The organism is Alicyclobacillus fodiniaquatilis (genome assembly GCF_042678105.1).
In the GTDB taxonomy this organism is placed as follows: domain Bacteria; phylum Bacillota; class Bacilli; order Alicyclobacillales; family Alicyclobacillaceae; genus Alicyclobacillus; species Alicyclobacillus fodiniaquatilis.
Genome location: NZ_JBHUCX010000014.1, coordinates 131,389 through 148,700 on the forward strand (window position 1 = coordinate 131,389; position 17,312 = coordinate 148,700).

At 46.0% G+C, this 17,312-nt stretch carries 11 protein-coding genes; 6 read left to right on the top strand and 5 right to left on the bottom strand.

What is annotated here, in order from left to right:
• Window positions 1-18 precede the first annotated feature (18 nt).
• Window positions 19-711: a DUF1961 family protein gene (locus ACFSB2_RS04855; protein WP_377941728.1), complete on the top strand. Its 693-nt coding sequence runs from the start codon at window positions 19-21 to the stop codon at window positions 709-711.
• Window positions 712-755: 44 nt separating this feature from the next.
• Here ACFSB2_RS04855 and ACFSB2_RS04860 read toward each other — a convergent pair whose 3' ends face one another.
• The 5 genes from ACFSB2_RS04860 to ACFSB2_RS04880 all read right to left on the bottom strand — a co-directional run bounded on the left by ACFSB2_RS04860 (window position 756) and on the right by ACFSB2_RS04880 (window position 7,003).
• Window positions 756-1,850, bottom strand: a complete 1,095-nt coding sequence (locus ACFSB2_RS04860) for a GerAB/ArcD/ProY family transporter (protein ID WP_377941729.1) — start codon at window positions 1,848-1,850, stop codon at window positions 756-758.
• Window positions 1,847-3,034 (bottom strand): Ger(x)C family spore germination protein, encoded by a 1,188-nt coding sequence (locus ACFSB2_RS04865; RefSeq protein WP_377941730.1) that lies wholly within the window; start codon window positions 3,032-3,034, stop codon window positions 1,847-1,849. Before ACFSB2_RS04865 ends, ACFSB2_RS04860 begins: the two co-directional genes overlap by 4 nt.
• A complete protein-coding gene (locus tag ACFSB2_RS04870) occupies window positions 3,031-4,587 on the bottom strand; it encodes a spore germination protein (protein ID WP_377941733.1) in 1,557 nt (518 codons plus the stop codon). Before ACFSB2_RS04870 ends, ACFSB2_RS04865 begins: the two co-directional genes overlap by 4 nt.
• Before the next feature lie 215 nt (window positions 4,588-4,802).
• Complete coding sequence (locus ACFSB2_RS04875; RefSeq protein ID WP_377941736.1) at window positions 4,803-5,951, bottom strand: oligogalacturonate lyase family protein; 1,149 nt, start codon at window positions 5,949-5,951, stop codon at window positions 4,803-4,805.
• A gap of 359 nt (window positions 5,952-6,310) precedes the next feature.
• Complete coding sequence (locus tag ACFSB2_RS04880) at window positions 6,311-7,003, bottom strand: GntR family transcriptional regulator (protein WP_377941739.1); 693 nt, start codon at window positions 7,001-7,003, stop codon at window positions 6,311-6,313.
• Between the two features lie 746 nt (window positions 7,004-7,749).
• On the opposite strand from ACFSB2_RS04880, the gene ACFSB2_RS04885 reads away from it, so the two are divergent.
• The 5 genes from ACFSB2_RS04885 to ACFSB2_RS04905 all read left to right on the top strand — a co-directional run bounded on the left by ACFSB2_RS04885 (window position 7,750) and on the right by ACFSB2_RS04905 (window position 17,300).
• Complete coding sequence (locus ACFSB2_RS04885) at window positions 7,750-9,249, top strand: extracellular solute-binding protein (protein WP_377941740.1); 1,500 nt, start codon at window positions 7,750-7,752, stop codon at window positions 9,247-9,249.
• A 215-nt stretch (window positions 9,250-9,464) separates the two neighbouring features.
• Complete coding sequence (locus ACFSB2_RS04890) at window positions 9,465-10,406, top strand: ABC transporter permease (protein ID WP_377941775.1); 942 nt, start codon at window positions 9,465-9,467, stop codon at window positions 10,404-10,406.
• A 19-nt stretch (window positions 10,407-10,425) separates the two neighbouring features.
• Entirely contained in the window at window positions 10,426-11,304 is an 879-nt protein-coding gene (locus ACFSB2_RS04895) for a carbohydrate ABC transporter permease (protein ID WP_377941742.1), read from the top strand.
• A gap of 39 nt (window positions 11,305-11,343) precedes the next feature.
• Window positions 11,344-14,007: an exo-rhamnogalacturonan lyase family protein gene (locus tag ACFSB2_RS04900; RefSeq protein ID WP_377941745.1), complete on the top strand. Its 2,664-nt coding sequence runs from the start codon at window positions 11,344-11,346 to the stop codon at window positions 14,005-14,007.
• Window positions 14,008-14,027: 20 nt separating this feature from the next.
• On the top strand, window positions 14,028-17,300 hold the full coding sequence (locus ACFSB2_RS04905; RefSeq protein ID WP_377941777.1) for a glycosyl hydrolase: 3,273 nt from the start codon (window positions 14,028-14,030) through the stop codon (window positions 17,298-17,300).
• The last annotated feature ends 12 nt before the right edge of the window (window positions 17,301-17,312 follow it).

A 17,312-nucleotide genomic window follows, 5' to 3' on the forward strand; every position in this document is an offset into this window, starting at 1 on the left:
AATGAAAGGATTTTTGTCATGAACTGGACAGCGCGCTATCGCCTGGGGGAGCTCATTTATGAGAACTCCCTCGGCGTCCCAGCAGATGTCGCGGTCTTTCGCATGGAGGGTCAAGCGGCGGTCACATTTCCGCTGGGGCGGATGAGATTGGAGAATATGTTGGATCCAGAGCAAGGTCAGGCATCCAACTTTGTTTTTTGGTGTCCGGAAGTGTTTCCGAACCAAATATCGATTCAATGGGAATTTTGGCCCATCCGGGAACCTGGATTGTGTATGCTCTTCTTTGCTGCCGCGGGCCGCGATGGCGAGCATCTGTTTGATGCGTCGCTGCAGCCGCGAGACGGACAGTACCCCATGTATCACAGCGGGGAGATCAACACCTATCATCTCTCCTATTTTCGGCGTAAATTGGCGGACGAGCGGCGTTTTCACACTTGCAATCTCCGCAAGAGCTTTGGCTTTCATTTGGTCGCGCAAGGGGCGGATCCGATACCAGAGGCGAGCGAAGCTGTCGGCCCTTATCGACTGCAATTGATTCATGCCGCGGGAGAGATCTTTTTCTCAGTTAACGAACTTCCAGTCCTCTATTGGCGGGATGATGGCGTTGCGACAGGACCAATTTTGGGAGAAGGGCTGCTGGGGTTTCGCCAGATGGCGCCGATGATGGCAGAGTATGCGAAGCTTAGGGTTCATCGGTTGGCGTTGATTTAGGATTTGGTTTCAGGCAACGAGTAGATCCTTGCTGCGCGTCAGCTTCAACATCTTACGGATTGTTTACGGATAAGCCCAACGATTAGTAGTAAAATCGGGATTCCGATCATAACGATTGGAACCACATAATGAACTGCAAAATTTACAAAGACAACACCGGTACTCGCGGTGTTACGTGGAATCATAGCGAAAATAAAAGTGATGAGCGCAACAGGACCAATCATGCGCTCCCAGTATTTTGGGAATGAGAGCCATTGTGTTGTTCCATATGACGTGATGAACAAATAGATAGACAACTTTACAAAGATGCTTACAATCCACACGATCACGATGAGTACATCGGTATTTTGAATGAAATCCAGAATAGAGATATATTGAACGAGCATAAATACAGGGTATATCATCCTGGACGGAACATTTGAGCCAAATTCTGCGACGACTCCGATAGCCACAAGCACTGTGATTGTCGCAACAATGATGCATGCCCAGAGTACAGGGATTACAGCTGTCTTTGGTTTTTTCAAAAAACTGAAGAGTGTCAGTACCATGATTGCAGGCTCGCCAAAAAAAGCCGTAGCAGGTAGTCCGCCGCTGATAATATGTGTAACCCCTTTATGCAAATATAGAGGTAACAGTCGATGATAATCCCAATCACGAATACTCAAACCAGAGACTATGATCATGCTCAATATGATGATCACGGCTAATATTTCGGCACATCGAGCGATGCCTTCAATGCCTCCTTTGTACGTGACATACATCAAAGCCAATACCATAATGCTCATGGGTACCCAAAGTGGTGTTTGTTCAAATAACGTGATTTGAATAAAGTCTGCAAACTCACGCAGAATGACGGCCAAGTATGAGTAACATGTGAGCAGGTAGGGAATTGTAATCAATCTCCCCAACCACTTGCCTAAAATGGATTGGCTGTACTCAATGATGGTTTGACCTGGGTATCGCAAACTTAAGCGTGTCGAGATATATGCAATGAGTATGCCAAATACGCCTGGCCACATGATGGCTATCCAAGCATCCTGTTTGGCATACAGAACCGCTGGGTTGATGGTTAAAAGAAGGATCATGCCAAGAGACATCGTGAAGAGTAGCCAATATAATTGTAAACTCGAGATTCTCACTGTTTGATGTCGCTTCCTTTAGCCGCGAGCGGTGCCCCAACCAGCCCGACATGTCGAATCGCCACTTTCACAGCCACATGTACATTTGCATGAGAAAATTCGTCTTTCCAGTTATTCCGAAGTTGATTCCAGATGACCGGATGCTGTCGATTTATATTTTCACCAAAATTGAAGACGTCTGCCCCGAATTGGTGTTGAACCCTTGCTATCATATTTGACACCTGCTTTGACGCTTGAGCATCGAATGATCGCTCAACTTCATCAATGTTCTCTGGTTGAGACAGATCCAAGAATGTATTATTCTCACGGACAATACCCGTTCCCTTAAGTTCAACGTTGATTTCGACCTGATTGTGTGGATGAATCATTGTGCGAATTCTGCTCCTGACATGGGTGATATTCACGGTTACGTTTCCTTTTTGATTCGGTACTTCACAGTGAAAGAAGCCGTATGAGTCTTTTCCTAATATCCATAGGCGTTCAACAGCCTCATCGAAGGTAAGGTAGCCAATCAAGTGTAGATTTTTGTCAAAGATTGCTCGACCGGCTAACTGTATAGCAGGTTTTGTCTGACCTTCTCCAACTTTTGAGACAATTTCCACAGCAGGTAGTGTCGGGTAAGTGCTGTCATTCTCCACATCCATAAGAAAATTCAAAAAAGATTCGCCGACCTCCCCGCCCATCGCTTTATAAATTTGTGAGGCGGCAGCCGCAGAAAAAGGTTCAAGTGGATAGCTTAATCTCAGGAGTGTCCGTGCTTCTCCATCTTTCACTACCCAGACATCAGTACGAAGTCGATTTTTCGGATCCCTGTTAAACACATCCATGGTACGTTCTATCCCGTGTTTTGCCATGTTTTCACCAATGTACAAATTTCTTCTATAGCTCACAAAAATGTGCCTGGATAATTGCAATTGATTCTTTTTGATGCACTCACTAATATCTGAACCGGTACTGGATATGATGAAGTACGCGTTGTTGGCTTGCCCTCCTTGCGTCTGGCTACCATTCATTTTTGAAGGGACAATAAACTGCTTTGTCACAGAAAATTGTTTTGGCTTGACGAGATCAATTCCTGCGCCCATATCAATTGCCAGGTCATTGAGTTCCATCTCATCCAAACAACCTGTGCTCAGACAGGAACATAGCATCAACGACAGAAAAACCACCAACTTTCTATTCATCGGCGTCTCCTAGAGAATCGATTTGCAGGTTGGCGCTGAGAAATACGGTTTGTGGTTGACTCCGAAAATTCTGAACGTGTTGTCATCATCCAGCGTGGGATACGAACGATGGAGTCCTTCATTTCGCTAAAAATTTGGGGTGCGATTGGGCTCAGGTAAGGTTCGCCAAATGAACGTAGACAGACCAAATGAATTAGAACAAAAATACATCCCATCGTCAATCCGAAGATTCCAAATACACCAGACATAATTAGAATTGGAAATCGCAATAAGCGATGTGCAATCCCGAAATTAAATTTTGGGATTGCGAAGGAGCAAATACCTGTGAGGGCAATAATAATGACCATTGGAGCAGAGACAATGCCCGCTTGCACCGCGGTTTCACCAATGACGAGCGCGCCAACGATACTGACAGCTGGTCCAACGGGTTTGGGCAAGCGAAGTCCAGCCTCGCGCAATCCCTCAAACATAAACTCCATGATGAGGGCTTCGATCATCGTTGGAAAGGGGATCCCTTCACGCGCCGCAGCAATACTGAACAGTAGTGGCGTTGGCAGCAGTTGCTGGTGGTAAGTCGTGATGGCAACATAAAAGGACGGTAACACGAGTGAAATCGTGTACATCATTAACCGTAAAAGCCTGATGCAAGTTGAAAAAATAAACCGCTCATAATAATCCTCTGAAGATTGTAATGCTGCCCAAAAACTCACGGGTACAATCAAGGCATTTGGACTTCCGTCAGCCATGATCGCGATTTTACCATCCAAAAGGGTAGTGGCTACAACGTCTGGCCGTTCTGTATTTTGAATCGTTGGGTAGGGAGAAAATGTGGCATCTTCAATAAACTCTTCAATGTAAGCTGTGTCAATCACTGAATCAATTTCAATCGCAGAAATTCTCCGACGAACCTCATCGACCATTGGCTCGGAGGCAATGTCCTTGATGTATGCAACTGCAATACTTGTATGAGTAACCGTACCTAAGGTGAAATGCTCCATTTTAAGTCCTGGATGAACAATTTTTCTCCGGATCAAACTAGTATTGGTCAATAGAAATTCCGTAAAACCTTCCTTCGGACCTCGAATTGCGACTTCAGAGCTCGGCTCTGTGACTGTCCTGGTTTGAAAACCATGCAAATCCGCAATGATGGCCTGCTGTTCTCCGTCTGCTAAAATTGCAACTTTTGCGCTTAATATCTCCATAACGATTTCATCAATGGTGAATGCGGTCTTGGTTTGGGCAATTGCAATTAACTGGTGTTTGATGATTTGATGTAAACTGCAATTCGTCCGGAGTTTCATCGTGTCCCCTTCAAAGATAAGGGGCTTCAACACTGCACTGTCGAGACTGTCGGAGTTCACTAATCCGTTCACGAACAGGATTAATATCTCACCGAGATCAGGAAGATGAATCGGACGAAATACGATATCAAAAGAATCATGAAAGATCCCATGTAAAGTTTCTATATTCTTATCTAGGCTCTTGTCTAATCTTGTGTGCGGCGGATCAATGGTCGCCTGGGCTTTCTCTACAGAGTGTCTGGTTTTCCCCATAACTTAGAATTCATCTCCTCCGCCAGTCCTTGTTTGGTAAATTTTCCGTATAGGCTTTGGTTTATACGCACTGCGGAGGATGTGCGGATCTAAAAAAGACCACAATCGGTGGTCTTTTCGACAATCTAAAGGCTACCTTGTTGATGAAGCCTATGATTTATTTAGTTGAGATGACGGATAGCTGTCATCGTTTGCTATGGGTTTATTCACGTACATCAAACTTTATAATCAGGCAAGGAATCGACATCTTTAGGAATGTCGACTAAATATAAATTCCCGTATCCATTTTTATCGCTGGTAAATAAAAGTTGCGTTCCATCCGGACTAAACCGAGGATGCGCGTGGACCTTTTGGGAGTGGAAACTGCAGCGATGCTGGCACAGAAGTTTAGCGTGACTAAAGGAACCATGTTCTCTTTTCCAGTAAATGATGGAATCTGACGGAGTTCGTCCATCAACGACCACTTGTGTGAAACCATCTGACTGTGCGTGCCAATTCCTGAACGGGAATTCGATTTCTTCTTGCTCAGTATTATCATATCTGGTTTTTCCAAAAAAACCGATGCCATTTTCGCGGAATCCATGATACCCCAGGTGAATACCGTCTGCGTGCCAATACTCATGTCCGACCTTCTCGTGCGCTTCAATACGAGGCCGAATTTTCCACACGTCTTTCGTGTTCAAATCAAATCCCCAAATTCGATGGTCGACGAGATCCCATGGTCCTTCGTGGCAGAATGTAATGAGATGTGACTGGGTCGGAGATGTATTGATATGCCCAATCCAGTTCTGCTCTTCAAAGACCACTTCTGGTTCTCCACCGTTGGTAGGAATTTTGATGATTTTAGAATGTGGTTTTGCCTCCATGATTTCACGATGTCCCACATATCCGTTGCCAAGATCTACTCTGAAACGATGAGACATATTTTCTGACAACGCGGTGATAAGAAATTGCCCATCAGCTGTACAACTCAATTGCCCGACACGAAAAGTTGATGTCTCTTCATACAATTTGTCGAGCTGAAGTGAGTATAAATCAACTGCGTATACTTTTTCCCCAGTGGAGAAGTAGGCTTTGGTTCCTTCTGGATTGAGGCAAGGGTTGATATTGGTTATTTTCTCATCGAGATCGGTCAATTGTGTGATTTCTCCAGTTGACATACATAGGCTAAATAAATTCGTCCGATTTTCCCGATCCGAGATGAACAGCAATCGCCTATTTTCATCGTACCAACCATTTTCAGTGAAATATAAGTGGGCGCTATGTGCTCTATAGTTTGTGAGTTGGCGGATATGTACGCCAGAGAACGGATCGCGAAATTCAGTCCATTCAGTTGGCCAGATATATCCTTTACCAGTTGTCATAAGTGCTTCCTCCTAATGTTAAGAAATGATTGGAATTTTAATCACCATTGGGGCAACGACTGGTTCTATAAAATATATTATATACGAAAAAGGCGGAGGTGGGTATTCAAAGCGAAGTGTAAAAGTAAAAAAAGATGAAGTGACGAACGAGCACTAAGTATCAGAGCGCATGACGGACAGGTATCGCTACGAGGTTTCATCGTTTTAATCGACAGACATCATGTTTAATGTGCATTTTGAATTCTATGGGGGATGCAGTCGCGTTAATGCATGAACTGCTGTAATTTCAAGTGCATATGCATCAATCGTCTTGCTGTACACACTCCTTTCGACGAGAATTGGAACGCAGGAATCTGGCTTCATTGAGAACCATCAAGCGCCTGTTTGGCGAGATGTTCCATGTAATTGCGCAAGGCGTTTCGATTGTGTTTTTTTACAAGATTCTCTGCCTTTTCACTGTCTCGTCTCTTCACTGATTCAAGGATGGTATAATGCTCTTCTTGCGAATGATAAATGGTGTGAAGTAGCACATCCTTAAAAAAGTATCTTCGAACTCGATTCCATCTGTCTATGATATGTTGATAAGTTTCCCGTAGCATGGGCATGTTGGCCGTCAACGCAATGGTTTCATGGAACAGGGCGTTCAGATCACCCCATTCTTCGTATCTTTTCTCTGAAATAGAAACCTCCATTCTGCCAACGATTCTCTCAAGCTCCGCGATTTCATCTAAATTCATTTTTTCCACAGCCATTCTTATCGCTACAATCTCAAGTGCTTCCTTGATTGTGAAAATCTCTTCAATTGATGAACTCGTAATGGGGGATACCACAGTTCCTATATGGGGGCGGTGTTCAACAAGGTGCTCGGAGTCCAGCAAGCGCAAAGCTTCTCGAATGGGAATGGGACTGACGTGATATTCAGCGGAAATGTCCTGAATAACGAGCCGATGGCCAGGAGGCAGTTTGCAGTGCATAATGGCATCTCGCAAAATTTGATATATAAACTCTTGTTTGGTGTTGTATGAGGGCTTTGATTTACCAAAGACATTCATAGAATCGCTCCTTAAGAATCAATCGCAATAAAGTCCCGCAATGAAGTTTATAGAAGAAGGCCCCTACTCGAATTTGTGCAAATGAGTATATTATATCAAAGATATAATATATGAAAGAGAGGATGAGACTATAAAAACCCTAAAATTACATCAATGTTTTTGTGAAATCGCGTAGTAGGTAAGTTTGTACAATGCAAATGTTTATAATTTGATATTGTGTTATTAAACCCCATGAATTGATAGGCATATCCGCGATGAGATAGCCAGTATGCAATGATATAAGTGTTTTGAAAATGTCCGTTTTATTTTATTTTACTTTGTTTAAATCGAGTGTGCAATAGAAGAAAAATTCGGAGTGATTATCGATCTAGGATTTCTGGTTCTCTGTGTTCATTCAATTGGATATTTAAGTTTTATTTTGTGTTTATTTTATCTTTTTCAAAAAACAATCAATGATGAGGGTTTATTGAGCCTGTGAATTTAAATCATCCTTGGCTATTATCGCCATGAAACCAGATTTTATTAGGGAATTGTCAAGCCGAATTTTCAGAATTAACGGTTGACACTTAAAATCGTATATTATATAAAGTATATGTATGCGGATTCATGGCGGGGTATGAAGAAGAACACAGAACTTCAAAGGCGGAATGGGGTGTTATAAAAATCTTTATGTCAGAAATGTCTGTTCTTTTTATTTGGTTATCGGTCTCAATGATGCGGTATTTCACAGGGAGGTCAGCACATTGATGAAGAGAAAGAATTTAGTGACATTCGTTGGTGTCTCGGTGCTGTGTGTCGGCACGTTAGCTGGTTGTGGGAAAACAACGCCGTCGAGCGCATCGAAGACGGGAGATGCTAAGTCCGCTTTTACCGTCACGATGATGACAGCGGGAGGGAGCCTTACGCACGCAGCGGCAAATAGCCCCTTGTGGCAACAATTAGAGAAGTTGACTAACGCGAACATTCAAGTGCAGTGGGTAGACGATAGCAATTATGATTCAAAGGTCAGCGTGGAATTGGCATCTGGGAATCCTCCGGCAATCATGAGGCTGATTCATTTGAACTCCGATGTTACAGATGCGGCTCAATCGGGTGCATTTTGGGATTTGGGTCCATATTTAAAGAATTACAAGTACTTAAACAAAATCAACCCAATTATTTACGACAACATAAAAATTGATGGACAGATCTATGGTATACCAGCTGTTCGGCCATTAGCAAGATTTGGGATCATCTACCGAAAGGATTGGCTCAAAAACTTGGGCCTAACCCCGCCTAAGACGATGGAGCAGTTTTACAATATGCTGTATGACTTTACGTACAAGGATCCAGACAAAGATGGGAAAAACGATACGTACGGCATGGTGGTATCGCAAGATACATTTCCATTTACTGAACTCGAAGGCGCTTTCGGCGTACCGTTCAACTATTCAGTCAAGAACGGGAAACTCACTCCTGCACAGGAAACACCGCAATATATCCAAGCACTTGAGTACTTTCAAAAGCTGTATAAAAACAAGTTGATCAATCAGAATTTTTCAGAGCTCCCTGTGAATAATTGGCCGCAGGATTTCTTAAATGGCAAGGCAGGCGTGATTGTCGGGACGGCTGACGATGCGAAGGGATATGTGCAGCAAGAGCCGTCTCTGAAGGGCAAGATAGGGGTACTCGGACCACTCAAAGGACCTGACGGCACAACGTATGACTATGATACTGGCGGAAATGACGGGATGTTTGTGATTCCCAAGTCAACAGTTAAAACAGTGGCTGATTTGAAAAAAGTATTGTCTTTTATGAATGCCATGTGTTCGCCGGATGTGGAGAATTTGTTGGTTTACGGGGTCAAAAATCAAAACTATAAACTCGTGAACGGCTATGCCGTGCCTATCAATACGAACAACACGAAGGATACAGCGCAATTGAATGATCTCGAAGAACTCAGCCCTTTACTGCAATCCAGTGAAACGCTGACGGCTAAGCCAACACCGTTGGATAAAGAAGTGGACAATGTTGAGAATGTTGTAGACATGAAATATCTGCTGACGGATCCAACGGCTTCTCTCAGTTCAAAAACGGAAGCTCAGGATGGGACCCAATTAACCAATCTATTAAACACGGCGATGATGAAGTTCATTGCAGGTCAAACGGATGTCTCCGGTATCCAAGCAGCCAATCAACAATGGCTCAAGGACGGTGGACAAAAAATGCTCAGCGAGCTTGAAGCCGCTTACGCAAAGTATAAATAACCCGCCATGCCCTGCACCGGTAGAGTCACGAACATACCAGTCATTGAGGCGTTGTGGGTGGCGTAGTACCAGGGCGTTGACATTTTCTTCGGATAGGGTGGAACAGGGGAGATGACGAAATGCCGCGTCATCTTCTCCAATACGCGCTGAATACGGCAAATCAGAATCAAAGAGAGGGAGAGGCGAACCGCGTGTCTCAACAAGAGGATATGGTCATGGTCACAAGCGCGACTGTCGTAAAGAAGCGTTCGAGAAAAGGGGTAATTTACAATTTAATCAAATACAGATATCTTTACATGCTCCTCTTCCCCGGATTATTGTATTTTCTGGTATTCAAGTATTATCCGATGTGGGGCGTACTGCTTGCGTTTAAAAACTATCAACCGTTCCTCGGGTTCTGGCATAGCCAGTGGGTCGGCATGCAGAACTTCAATCAATTATTCACGAACTTTGAATTTTTGCAGCTAATCCGCAATACGTTGCTTCTCTCGCTATACAACATCGTCTTCTTTTTCCCTGCGCCGATTATCATCGCCTTGCTTCTGAATGAAATGCGCAAATTGTGGTTCAGAAAGGCATTGCAAACCGCAATTTATTTGCCACATTTCATATCCATAGTGGTCGTAGTTGGCATCACCTTTGATGTTTTAACCACCAACGGTGGTGTGGTAAACCATATTCTTCAGCAGGTGTTCGGCACGCAGATAGATTTTCTTTCGAGTCCAATCTGGTTCCGTCCAATCATTACATTACAAACCATGTGGAAAGAGACAGGTTGGAGCACAATTCTATTTTTGGCGGCGTTGTCAAACGTCGATGTGGAACTCTATGATGCTGCGCGCGTCGATGGCGCAGGTAGATGGAGACAAATGTGGCATGTAACGCTGCCTTCCATCCGGAGCACAATCGTCATATTGTTAATCCTTCGCATGGGTGCGATTTTGAATAGTGGTTTTGAGCAGATTTATCTGATGACCAATTCCTTGAATCAGAATGTGGCAAACGTCTTTGATACTTATGTGTATTTTGTTGGTCTCACACAGGGTTCGTTTAGTTATGCCACAGCGGTAGGGTTATTCAAGGCTGTAGTCGGCGCGATTTTAATATTTGGTAGCAATTATCTCGCTAAGCGGTTTGGTGAATCCGGTATTTTTTGATTGTGAGGTGTATCCAAGCATGGGCAATGAAAAAACCTTTTCAGGCCGTGTCTTTGATGTCTGCAATTACGCGTTTCTGACGTTCTTTTCGATTTGTACCATTCTGCCACTTATATATATGATATCGGGATCCTTTGCTTCAAACACGCAGTTGGCCACGAGTTCTTTTTTCTTGATCCCTGAGCACGCCACGATGGCAGCGTACCAGTATATTTTTTCAACGGGCGCGATCATCAGGGGCTTAATTGTCTCTGTGTATGTCACGGTGCTGGGTACGCTGCTCAATCTAGCATTTACAGCGACCATGGCGTATGCGTTATCTCGCAAAGAATTGCCTGGTAGAAATTTTGTCCTCAACCTCATTATCTTTTCCATGGTTTTTAGCGGGGGGTTAATTCCGACCTATTTTGTGGTCAAGCAATTGGGCATGTTGGATACACTGTGGTCACTCATGATTCCAGGGCTAATTGACGCCTTTAACTTGATCATTATGAAAAACTTTTTTCAAGGCATTTCAACATCGTTGATTGAAGCAGCAAAAATCGATGGTTGTTCCGATATTGGCGTCTTTCTGAGAATTGTTCTTCCATTATCTAAACCAGCGTTGGCGACCTTTGCGTTATTTTATGCGGTGGGGCATTGGAATGATTTTATGAGCGCACTGCTGTATATCAACAACTCCAATTTATGGCCGCTGCAAATGTTGTTGCAAGAAATCGTAACGGGCGCGCAAAGTCTTGCCAGCCAGAGTTTACAAAATCCTGGATATGTACCGCCCCCGGCACAGTCCATTCAAATGGCTGTGATGGTCATCAGCACATTGCCGCTTGTCTTGTTGTATCCCTTTTTACAAAAATACTTCGTCAAAGGCGTCATGATTGGCGCGATCAAAGAATGATCCGCCTTGCACGACAGGATTGGAGTTCATCTACACAGCATGTTTGGGGCGGTATCGCGAGGAGGATGCTTTGTGTCTGATAACACCATCAAACTCAATTGGCTTGATAAGCAACCATTGCAACCGTTAGGCGTCACATGGGGCGTTCCGTGGAAGCAAGGTCAACTCCAGCGGGATCGAACGATTGTGATGAAGGACAGTGACGAGAACTTGATTCCACTATGCAGTCGCCCTTCTGCTTATTGGCCGGACTGCAGCGTGAAATGGACGACACACACTGCGGTTTTCAAGCAGAGCACCCAAACCAACTGTGAACTGCGACTTGAACAATCGCCTTTCACACACGAGACTTCTTTCATCAAAGATCCATTGAAGGTGAAAAAGAATCAAACCAGTATGGAAATAGACACAGGGGCAGCCATTTTTCGTTTGAATGTAAGCGGCATGCGGATGATCGAAAGCATTCAATGCCAGGGCAAAGAAGTATGTTCCGGCGTAGAACTCGTTTGTATTCGTGAACGACGTGCGCAAACAGAGGATGGACAACTATGTAGGCATGAGACCTTCAGCGGGGAGGTTTCAAATGCAATCATTGAGCAACAAGATGAGATGCGTTGCGTCATTCGAATCGAAGGAAAGCACCGAGCCGCTGCACGCGACACGGGGTTTCTGCCATTTATTCTTCGATTATATTTCTATCGAAACCTCTCGACGATGAAGATTGTACATAGCATGATTTTTACTGGGGATCAGAAGAGAGATTTCATCAAAGGATTAGGTCTCGTTTTCTCGATCCCAATGTCTGGCGCCATGTACAACCGACATGTGCGTTTCGTCGGAGATACTGGGATTTTTGCTGAACCAGCACAGTCGCTTTCTACAAGGGCTTATCGAAACATAGACGGGCTTTACGAACAACAAATCGCCGGTCAGCTTTTGAACATCCAAACAGAGAAATACACCAGATTTCTGCAGCATGTCGAAGACGGAGCGGTATGGGACAGTTATAAACTCGTGCAAAATTCGGCGGATCACTATCAAATCCAGAAAAGAACTGGTCCAGCATGTTGCTGGATTGAATGCGCTCATGGGCAGCGTTCTGGTGGTTTGATGTTTGTGGGTGATGAGACGGGCGGTCTGACTGTGGGGCTGAAAGATGCGTGGCGCAAGTATCCCTCCGCGCTGGAAGTCCACCATATTTCCGCTGCTGAAGCAAAATTGACGACTTGGCTCTGGTCGCCTGATGGACCAGCGATGGATTTGCGGCATTACGACACAACGACGCACGTCGATTCGGCCTATGAAGGGTTCGAGGAGATGCGCGCCACTGCCGAGGGCATTGCCAACACGAGTGAAATCACGCTATGGTGCGCATCAGGCATTCCAGAACGGACCGAGCTTTTGGCGCAGTCTGCACAGACCCAGTTTCCCTCGATGCTCGTCTGCGAGCCCGAATACTATCATCAGACGAACGTGTTTGGGGTGTGGAGCCTTCGGGATACAAGCACACCGCATAAAGCCTGGCTGGAGAATCAACTCAATGCTGCCATTGATTTTTACAAAAATGAGATCGAACAACGGCGGTGGTATGGCTTTTGGAACTATGGCGACGTGATGCATACGTACGATCCTGTACGCCATACATGGCGCTACGATATGGGCGGATTTGCTTGGCAAAATACCGAATTGGTGCCCAATATGTGGCTTTGGTACGCTTTCCTGCGCACAGGCAGAGCCGATATTTTCCGCATGGCTGAGGCGATGACACGCCACACCAGTGAAGTGGATATGTACCATCTCGGCGAATATGCTGGCCTGGGCTCGCGGCATAATGTCGTCCACTGGGGATGCGGTTGCAAAGAAGCGAGAATCAGCATGGCCGGGCTGCACCGATTTTATTACTATCTGACGGGCGATGAAAGAATCGGTGAAATTTTAGACGAAGTCAAAGATGCGGATGCTGCGACAAAAAACCTTGACCCCATGCGCGCGCTCGTGCCCAAAGACGATTTTCCCACCCATACAAGGAGTGGGCCAGATTGGTCCGCCTTTTGCTCGAATTGGATGACCGCGTGGGAGCGTTCTGCCGACGAATCCTATCGCGGCAAAATCCAGACAGGTATTGATTGCTTCAAACAAATGCCCTTTGGTTTATGTTCGGGGCCGACGTTCGGGTATGATCCGCAAACAAGCAAGTTGTTTCACATGGACGATGGAGGAGATCAAAGCTATCACATGGTGATTGCCTTTGGCGCGCCGGAAGTGTGGATGGAACTTGTGGATTTGCTTCAGGATCCAGCGTGGGAGGAGATGATCATCGACTTCGGTAAATTTTTTGCGCTCAACGATGAAGAAAAACGGGCGCGAACGTCGGGCAAGATAGGGGATAAAAATTGGCATTGGCCCATGTTCTACGCCCGGCTTGTGGCGTATGCAGCAGCGAAAAGCGGTGATAGAGCGCTTGCAAAAAAGGCCTGGGCGCTCCTGCTGCATGACGAGCTGAATACGCTCAGACTTCCCATCGAATGCGTCCCAGTGCGCGATGCGGAATGGATCAAACCGATGACGGAAATCCCATGGGTCACGACGAACACGGTCTCGCAATGGTCACTGAACGTGATCGAATGCTTGGCGCTGATAGACGAGTATTTGCCGGAGGCGTTCTCTGCAATCGCTGGCGTGGGAGAGAAGCAGTTATCTTAAGCCGAGGAGTGATCTGCGTGATGGATCATCTTTTGTTTCGCAATCCCCTTGCGAAATACAGGATACATCCGTTTTGGTTTTGGAATGGCGAGATGGACAATGCGCAAATTCGGATACAAATTGTCGAGATGGCGCAAAAGGGACTAGGTGGTTTTTTCCTTTGCGCCAGACAAGGGATGCAAATTCCATACCTGTCTGACGCCTGGTTTGACAAGGTGGAATACGCCATCCAAGTGGCTGAACAATGCCATCTGGATGTTTGGTTGTATGACGAATATCCCTATCCAAGCGGCATTGCGGGAGGAGAAGTAATCTTACAGCACCCAGATGCCAAACATCGGACCTTGGATAGGCGGACGAAACGGGCATCGGATGGTGAAGATGTGCTGCTTGATTTGCCATGGGGCAAAATCATTTTGGCGCTCGCTGTTCCGGTCGACGCTACAACTGGTCAGAAACAGTGGCGCGAGGCGATAGATATCCGGGACCATATTGGGAGTCATCAACATGAACCAGTTTTTCAGAAGACTGGGCTGACGAATTACAATCAAAAGCGCTTCTTTACTTATGGCACGATGAAACAGTTGCAATGGACAGCGCCAACTGGTTGTTGGGAAGTTTGCGTTTTTATTGAAGAGGAGATCCATGAATTCAAGTATTACGGAACTTTTGTCGACCCTGGGCATCAGGAGGCGATGAAATCTTTTATCGAAATCACGCATGAGCGCTACAAGCAAAAAGTAGGTCGGCACTTTGGCAAAACCGTCAAAGGGATGTTTACCGATGAGATTGGTTTTCTGGGGCGGTATCCCTGGTCATCGCGGCTGCCCGATTTCTTCTATCAAAAAAATGGCTATCGCCTAGAGGCGCATTTACCAGCGTTGCACGATGCAAACCATCCGCAAGCGGCCAAAATCCGCTACGACTATTTCCAAGCGCTGCACCTTTTATTGCGGACGGTTTATCACAGGCAGGTGCATGATTGGTGTGCGGAAAACGGTTTGGATTATGCGGCTGAGGTCCCGGCCATGCGGATGACCACACAGTTGTTCAGCCATGTCATCGGATCGGACAGTGCGCATGACAAAATCGGGCGTTCTTTAGATTGGTCACTGGAGCACTATTATTTGAACTTCCGATGGAATCCGAAAATGACTAGTTCGCTGGCGCGGCAGCTTGGGCGGGAGCGGGCTTTGGTCGAGTGTTTTCACAGTGTTGGCTGGTCGATGACATTGCAGGATGCCAAGTGGATGATTGATAGAATGGCAGCCATGGGCATCAACTTTTTTAACTTCCATGCGTTCTTTTATACGTTGGATGGCCTGATGAAACACGATGCGCCACCTTCGCAGTTTTTGCAAAATCCTTATTGGCGTCATTTCAAACAGCTTGGGGACTATGTAGGACGCATCAGCTATGTGATGAGTCAAGGAGCGTCCATTGGTGAATTGGCCCTTTTGGATCCGACAACCAGCTTTTGGACGCATTTGGGCAATCCGTTACATGGTTTTCGCTATATCGGTGACCACGCAGCGGAAAACGAGCGACTTGAGAGGCTGAAAAGCGATTGGATGGCCATCGGCAAGACTTTATTGCTGAATCAGATGGAGTACGATCACCTGGATCCTGAGTTGCTCATGGATGCCGACATTGTCGATGGCCGCATTTGCATTGGGCAAGCGACATATTCAACGTTGATTTTGCCGCCGATGCGCAATCTGGAATTTGGCGCATGGGGCAAAATTAAGGATTTTGTTACGCAAGGCGGCACCGTGATTAGCGCCGGATTGCTGCCGCATGAGTCCATTGAGGAAGACCACGACACTTTACAAGCGGAGCTGTTGGCGCTTTTTGGCGTTTCGCCATCTGTAGCATTTGATGCTTGGCATGACCGCGAAAATGTGGATTCTCCCGTTCCGTGGACGAAAGGGCAAGGCAACACCTACTTTGTCCATGCGGCGGAAAAGGACGCAGACGGCGACTTGGCACACCGCATGATGGATTTATTGCGTCAGTTGGAACAACCAGTCGTCCAATTGGCCGATGCCAAAGCAAGGCGCAGTTTTTTGATACAATGCAGATCTTTTGGCGATTCATATGTGCTTTTCGTGGCGAATCAGGAAGATTTGGCGTGGGATCTGCCGATAGAAGTCCATTTGAATCGCCTGTTTGGTGAGCACATACAGACAGAACAACTACGCATGCGAGCGTGGAATCTAGAAACAGGCGAAACACAGATGATTGCCTTTGCGCAACAAGCGGAGTTGGCGATTGTATCCATGCACTTTGCGCGGTATGAATCTCATTTGATTGAAATCTATCTCGCGTTGCCGTCTGATCTGAAGTCCGCCAATCAGCCAGAGTCAGTGGCCCCTTACCAGTTGGCACTATGTGCGAAGGACAGTTGGGAAGTCGCGGCACATCAACTGAACATCATCCGGTTCGATACATTTACGCTTACGTTGAATGATGAGCACGCGGGTACGAAAGTTCAAGTGAAGACATTTATCGATCAATGCGCAGATATGCAAGATGAGCAGAAACTGCCGTTGCAATTCCAACAAGTATTTGGCACCCCAATGAAGGTTCAGCTAAAATATCCCCTTCGCTGCACATATCAAACGCAATTTACGGTCGCCGAGGTACCCTCCGTTTGTGACATATTCATGGACAGCGGCGCGATTTCCGGAAACTATGCCCTCTATGTCAATGGCCATCAAATTGCGAAAGAAGATTTTCATCCCAAGTTCGTGTACGACCATATGAATGTAGCTTGTCATGTCAAAGATTTTCTGCGATCCGGCGAGAACAAGCTCCTGGTCGTAGTAGACGTCCAACAAGATTGGGATGGACTGGTGGATGCGATTTATCTGCAAGGCGATTTTGGTGTGGCATTTGCCGGGGATCACACGTCAATCATCACCAAAGCCTGCGGGATAGCCGCGTTGAATGGCGGTCCATATCCAAGCTATCCGTACTATGCCGGAACGCTGTCATTCAAACGAAGTTTCTCGCTGGAACATCTGCCTGCCAATCCGTGTTTTACGTTGGATTTTTCGGATTGGGATCCACATTTTCACGACTGTGCGGAGGTCATCATCAATGGCCAATCACTGGGCGTGCGCCCGTGGTCGCCTTATCGTTGGCGCGGGGATACAAATCTTCTGCGCAGCGGTGACAATCTCATTGAGGTGCAGGTGACCAATACGTTGGTAGGGATGCTGGAAGGGAAGTACTTTGATTACGCCAACCATCAATTGATAGATGTGACGGATGTCGCCAAGGAAATGTAGCACTTGGTTGGG

Coding starts and splice junctions, on each gene's coding strand:
- ACFSB2_RS04865 (WP_377941730.1), bottom strand. CDS start 3,034: ATGAATAGAAAGTTGGTGGTTTTTCTGTCGTTGATGCTATGTTCCTGT.
- ACFSB2_RS04895 (WP_377941742.1), top strand. CDS start 10,426: ATGGGCAATGAAAAAACCTTTTCAGGCCGTGTCTTTGATGTCTGCAAT.
- ACFSB2_RS04870 (WP_377941733.1), bottom strand. CDS start 4,587: ATGGGGAAAACCAGACACTCTGTAGAGAAAGCCCAGGCGACCATTGAT.
- ACFSB2_RS04875 (WP_377941736.1), bottom strand. CDS start 5,951: ATGACAACTGGTAAAGGATATATCTGGCCAACTGAATGGACTGAATTT.
- ACFSB2_RS04900 (WP_377941745.1), top strand. CDS start 11,344: ATGTTTGGGGCGGTATCGCGAGGAGGATGCTTTGTGTCTGATAACACC.
- ACFSB2_RS04905 (WP_377941777.1), top strand. CDS start 14,028: ATGGATCATCTTTTGTTTCGCAATCCCCTTGCGAAATACAGGATACAT.
- ACFSB2_RS04880 (WP_377941739.1), bottom strand. CDS start 7,003: ATGAATGTCTTTGGTAAATCAAAGCCCTCATACAACACCAAACAAGAG.
- ACFSB2_RS04885 (WP_377941740.1), top strand. CDS start 7,750: ATGAAGAGAAAGAATTTAGTGACATTCGTTGGTGTCTCGGTGCTGTGT.
- ACFSB2_RS04855 (WP_377941728.1), top strand. CDS start 19: ATGAACTGGACAGCGCGCTATCGCCTGGGGGAGCTCATTTATGAGAAC.
- ACFSB2_RS04890 (WP_377941775.1), top strand. CDS start 9,465: ATGGTCACAAGCGCGACTGTCGTAAAGAAGCGTTCGAGAAAAGGGGTA.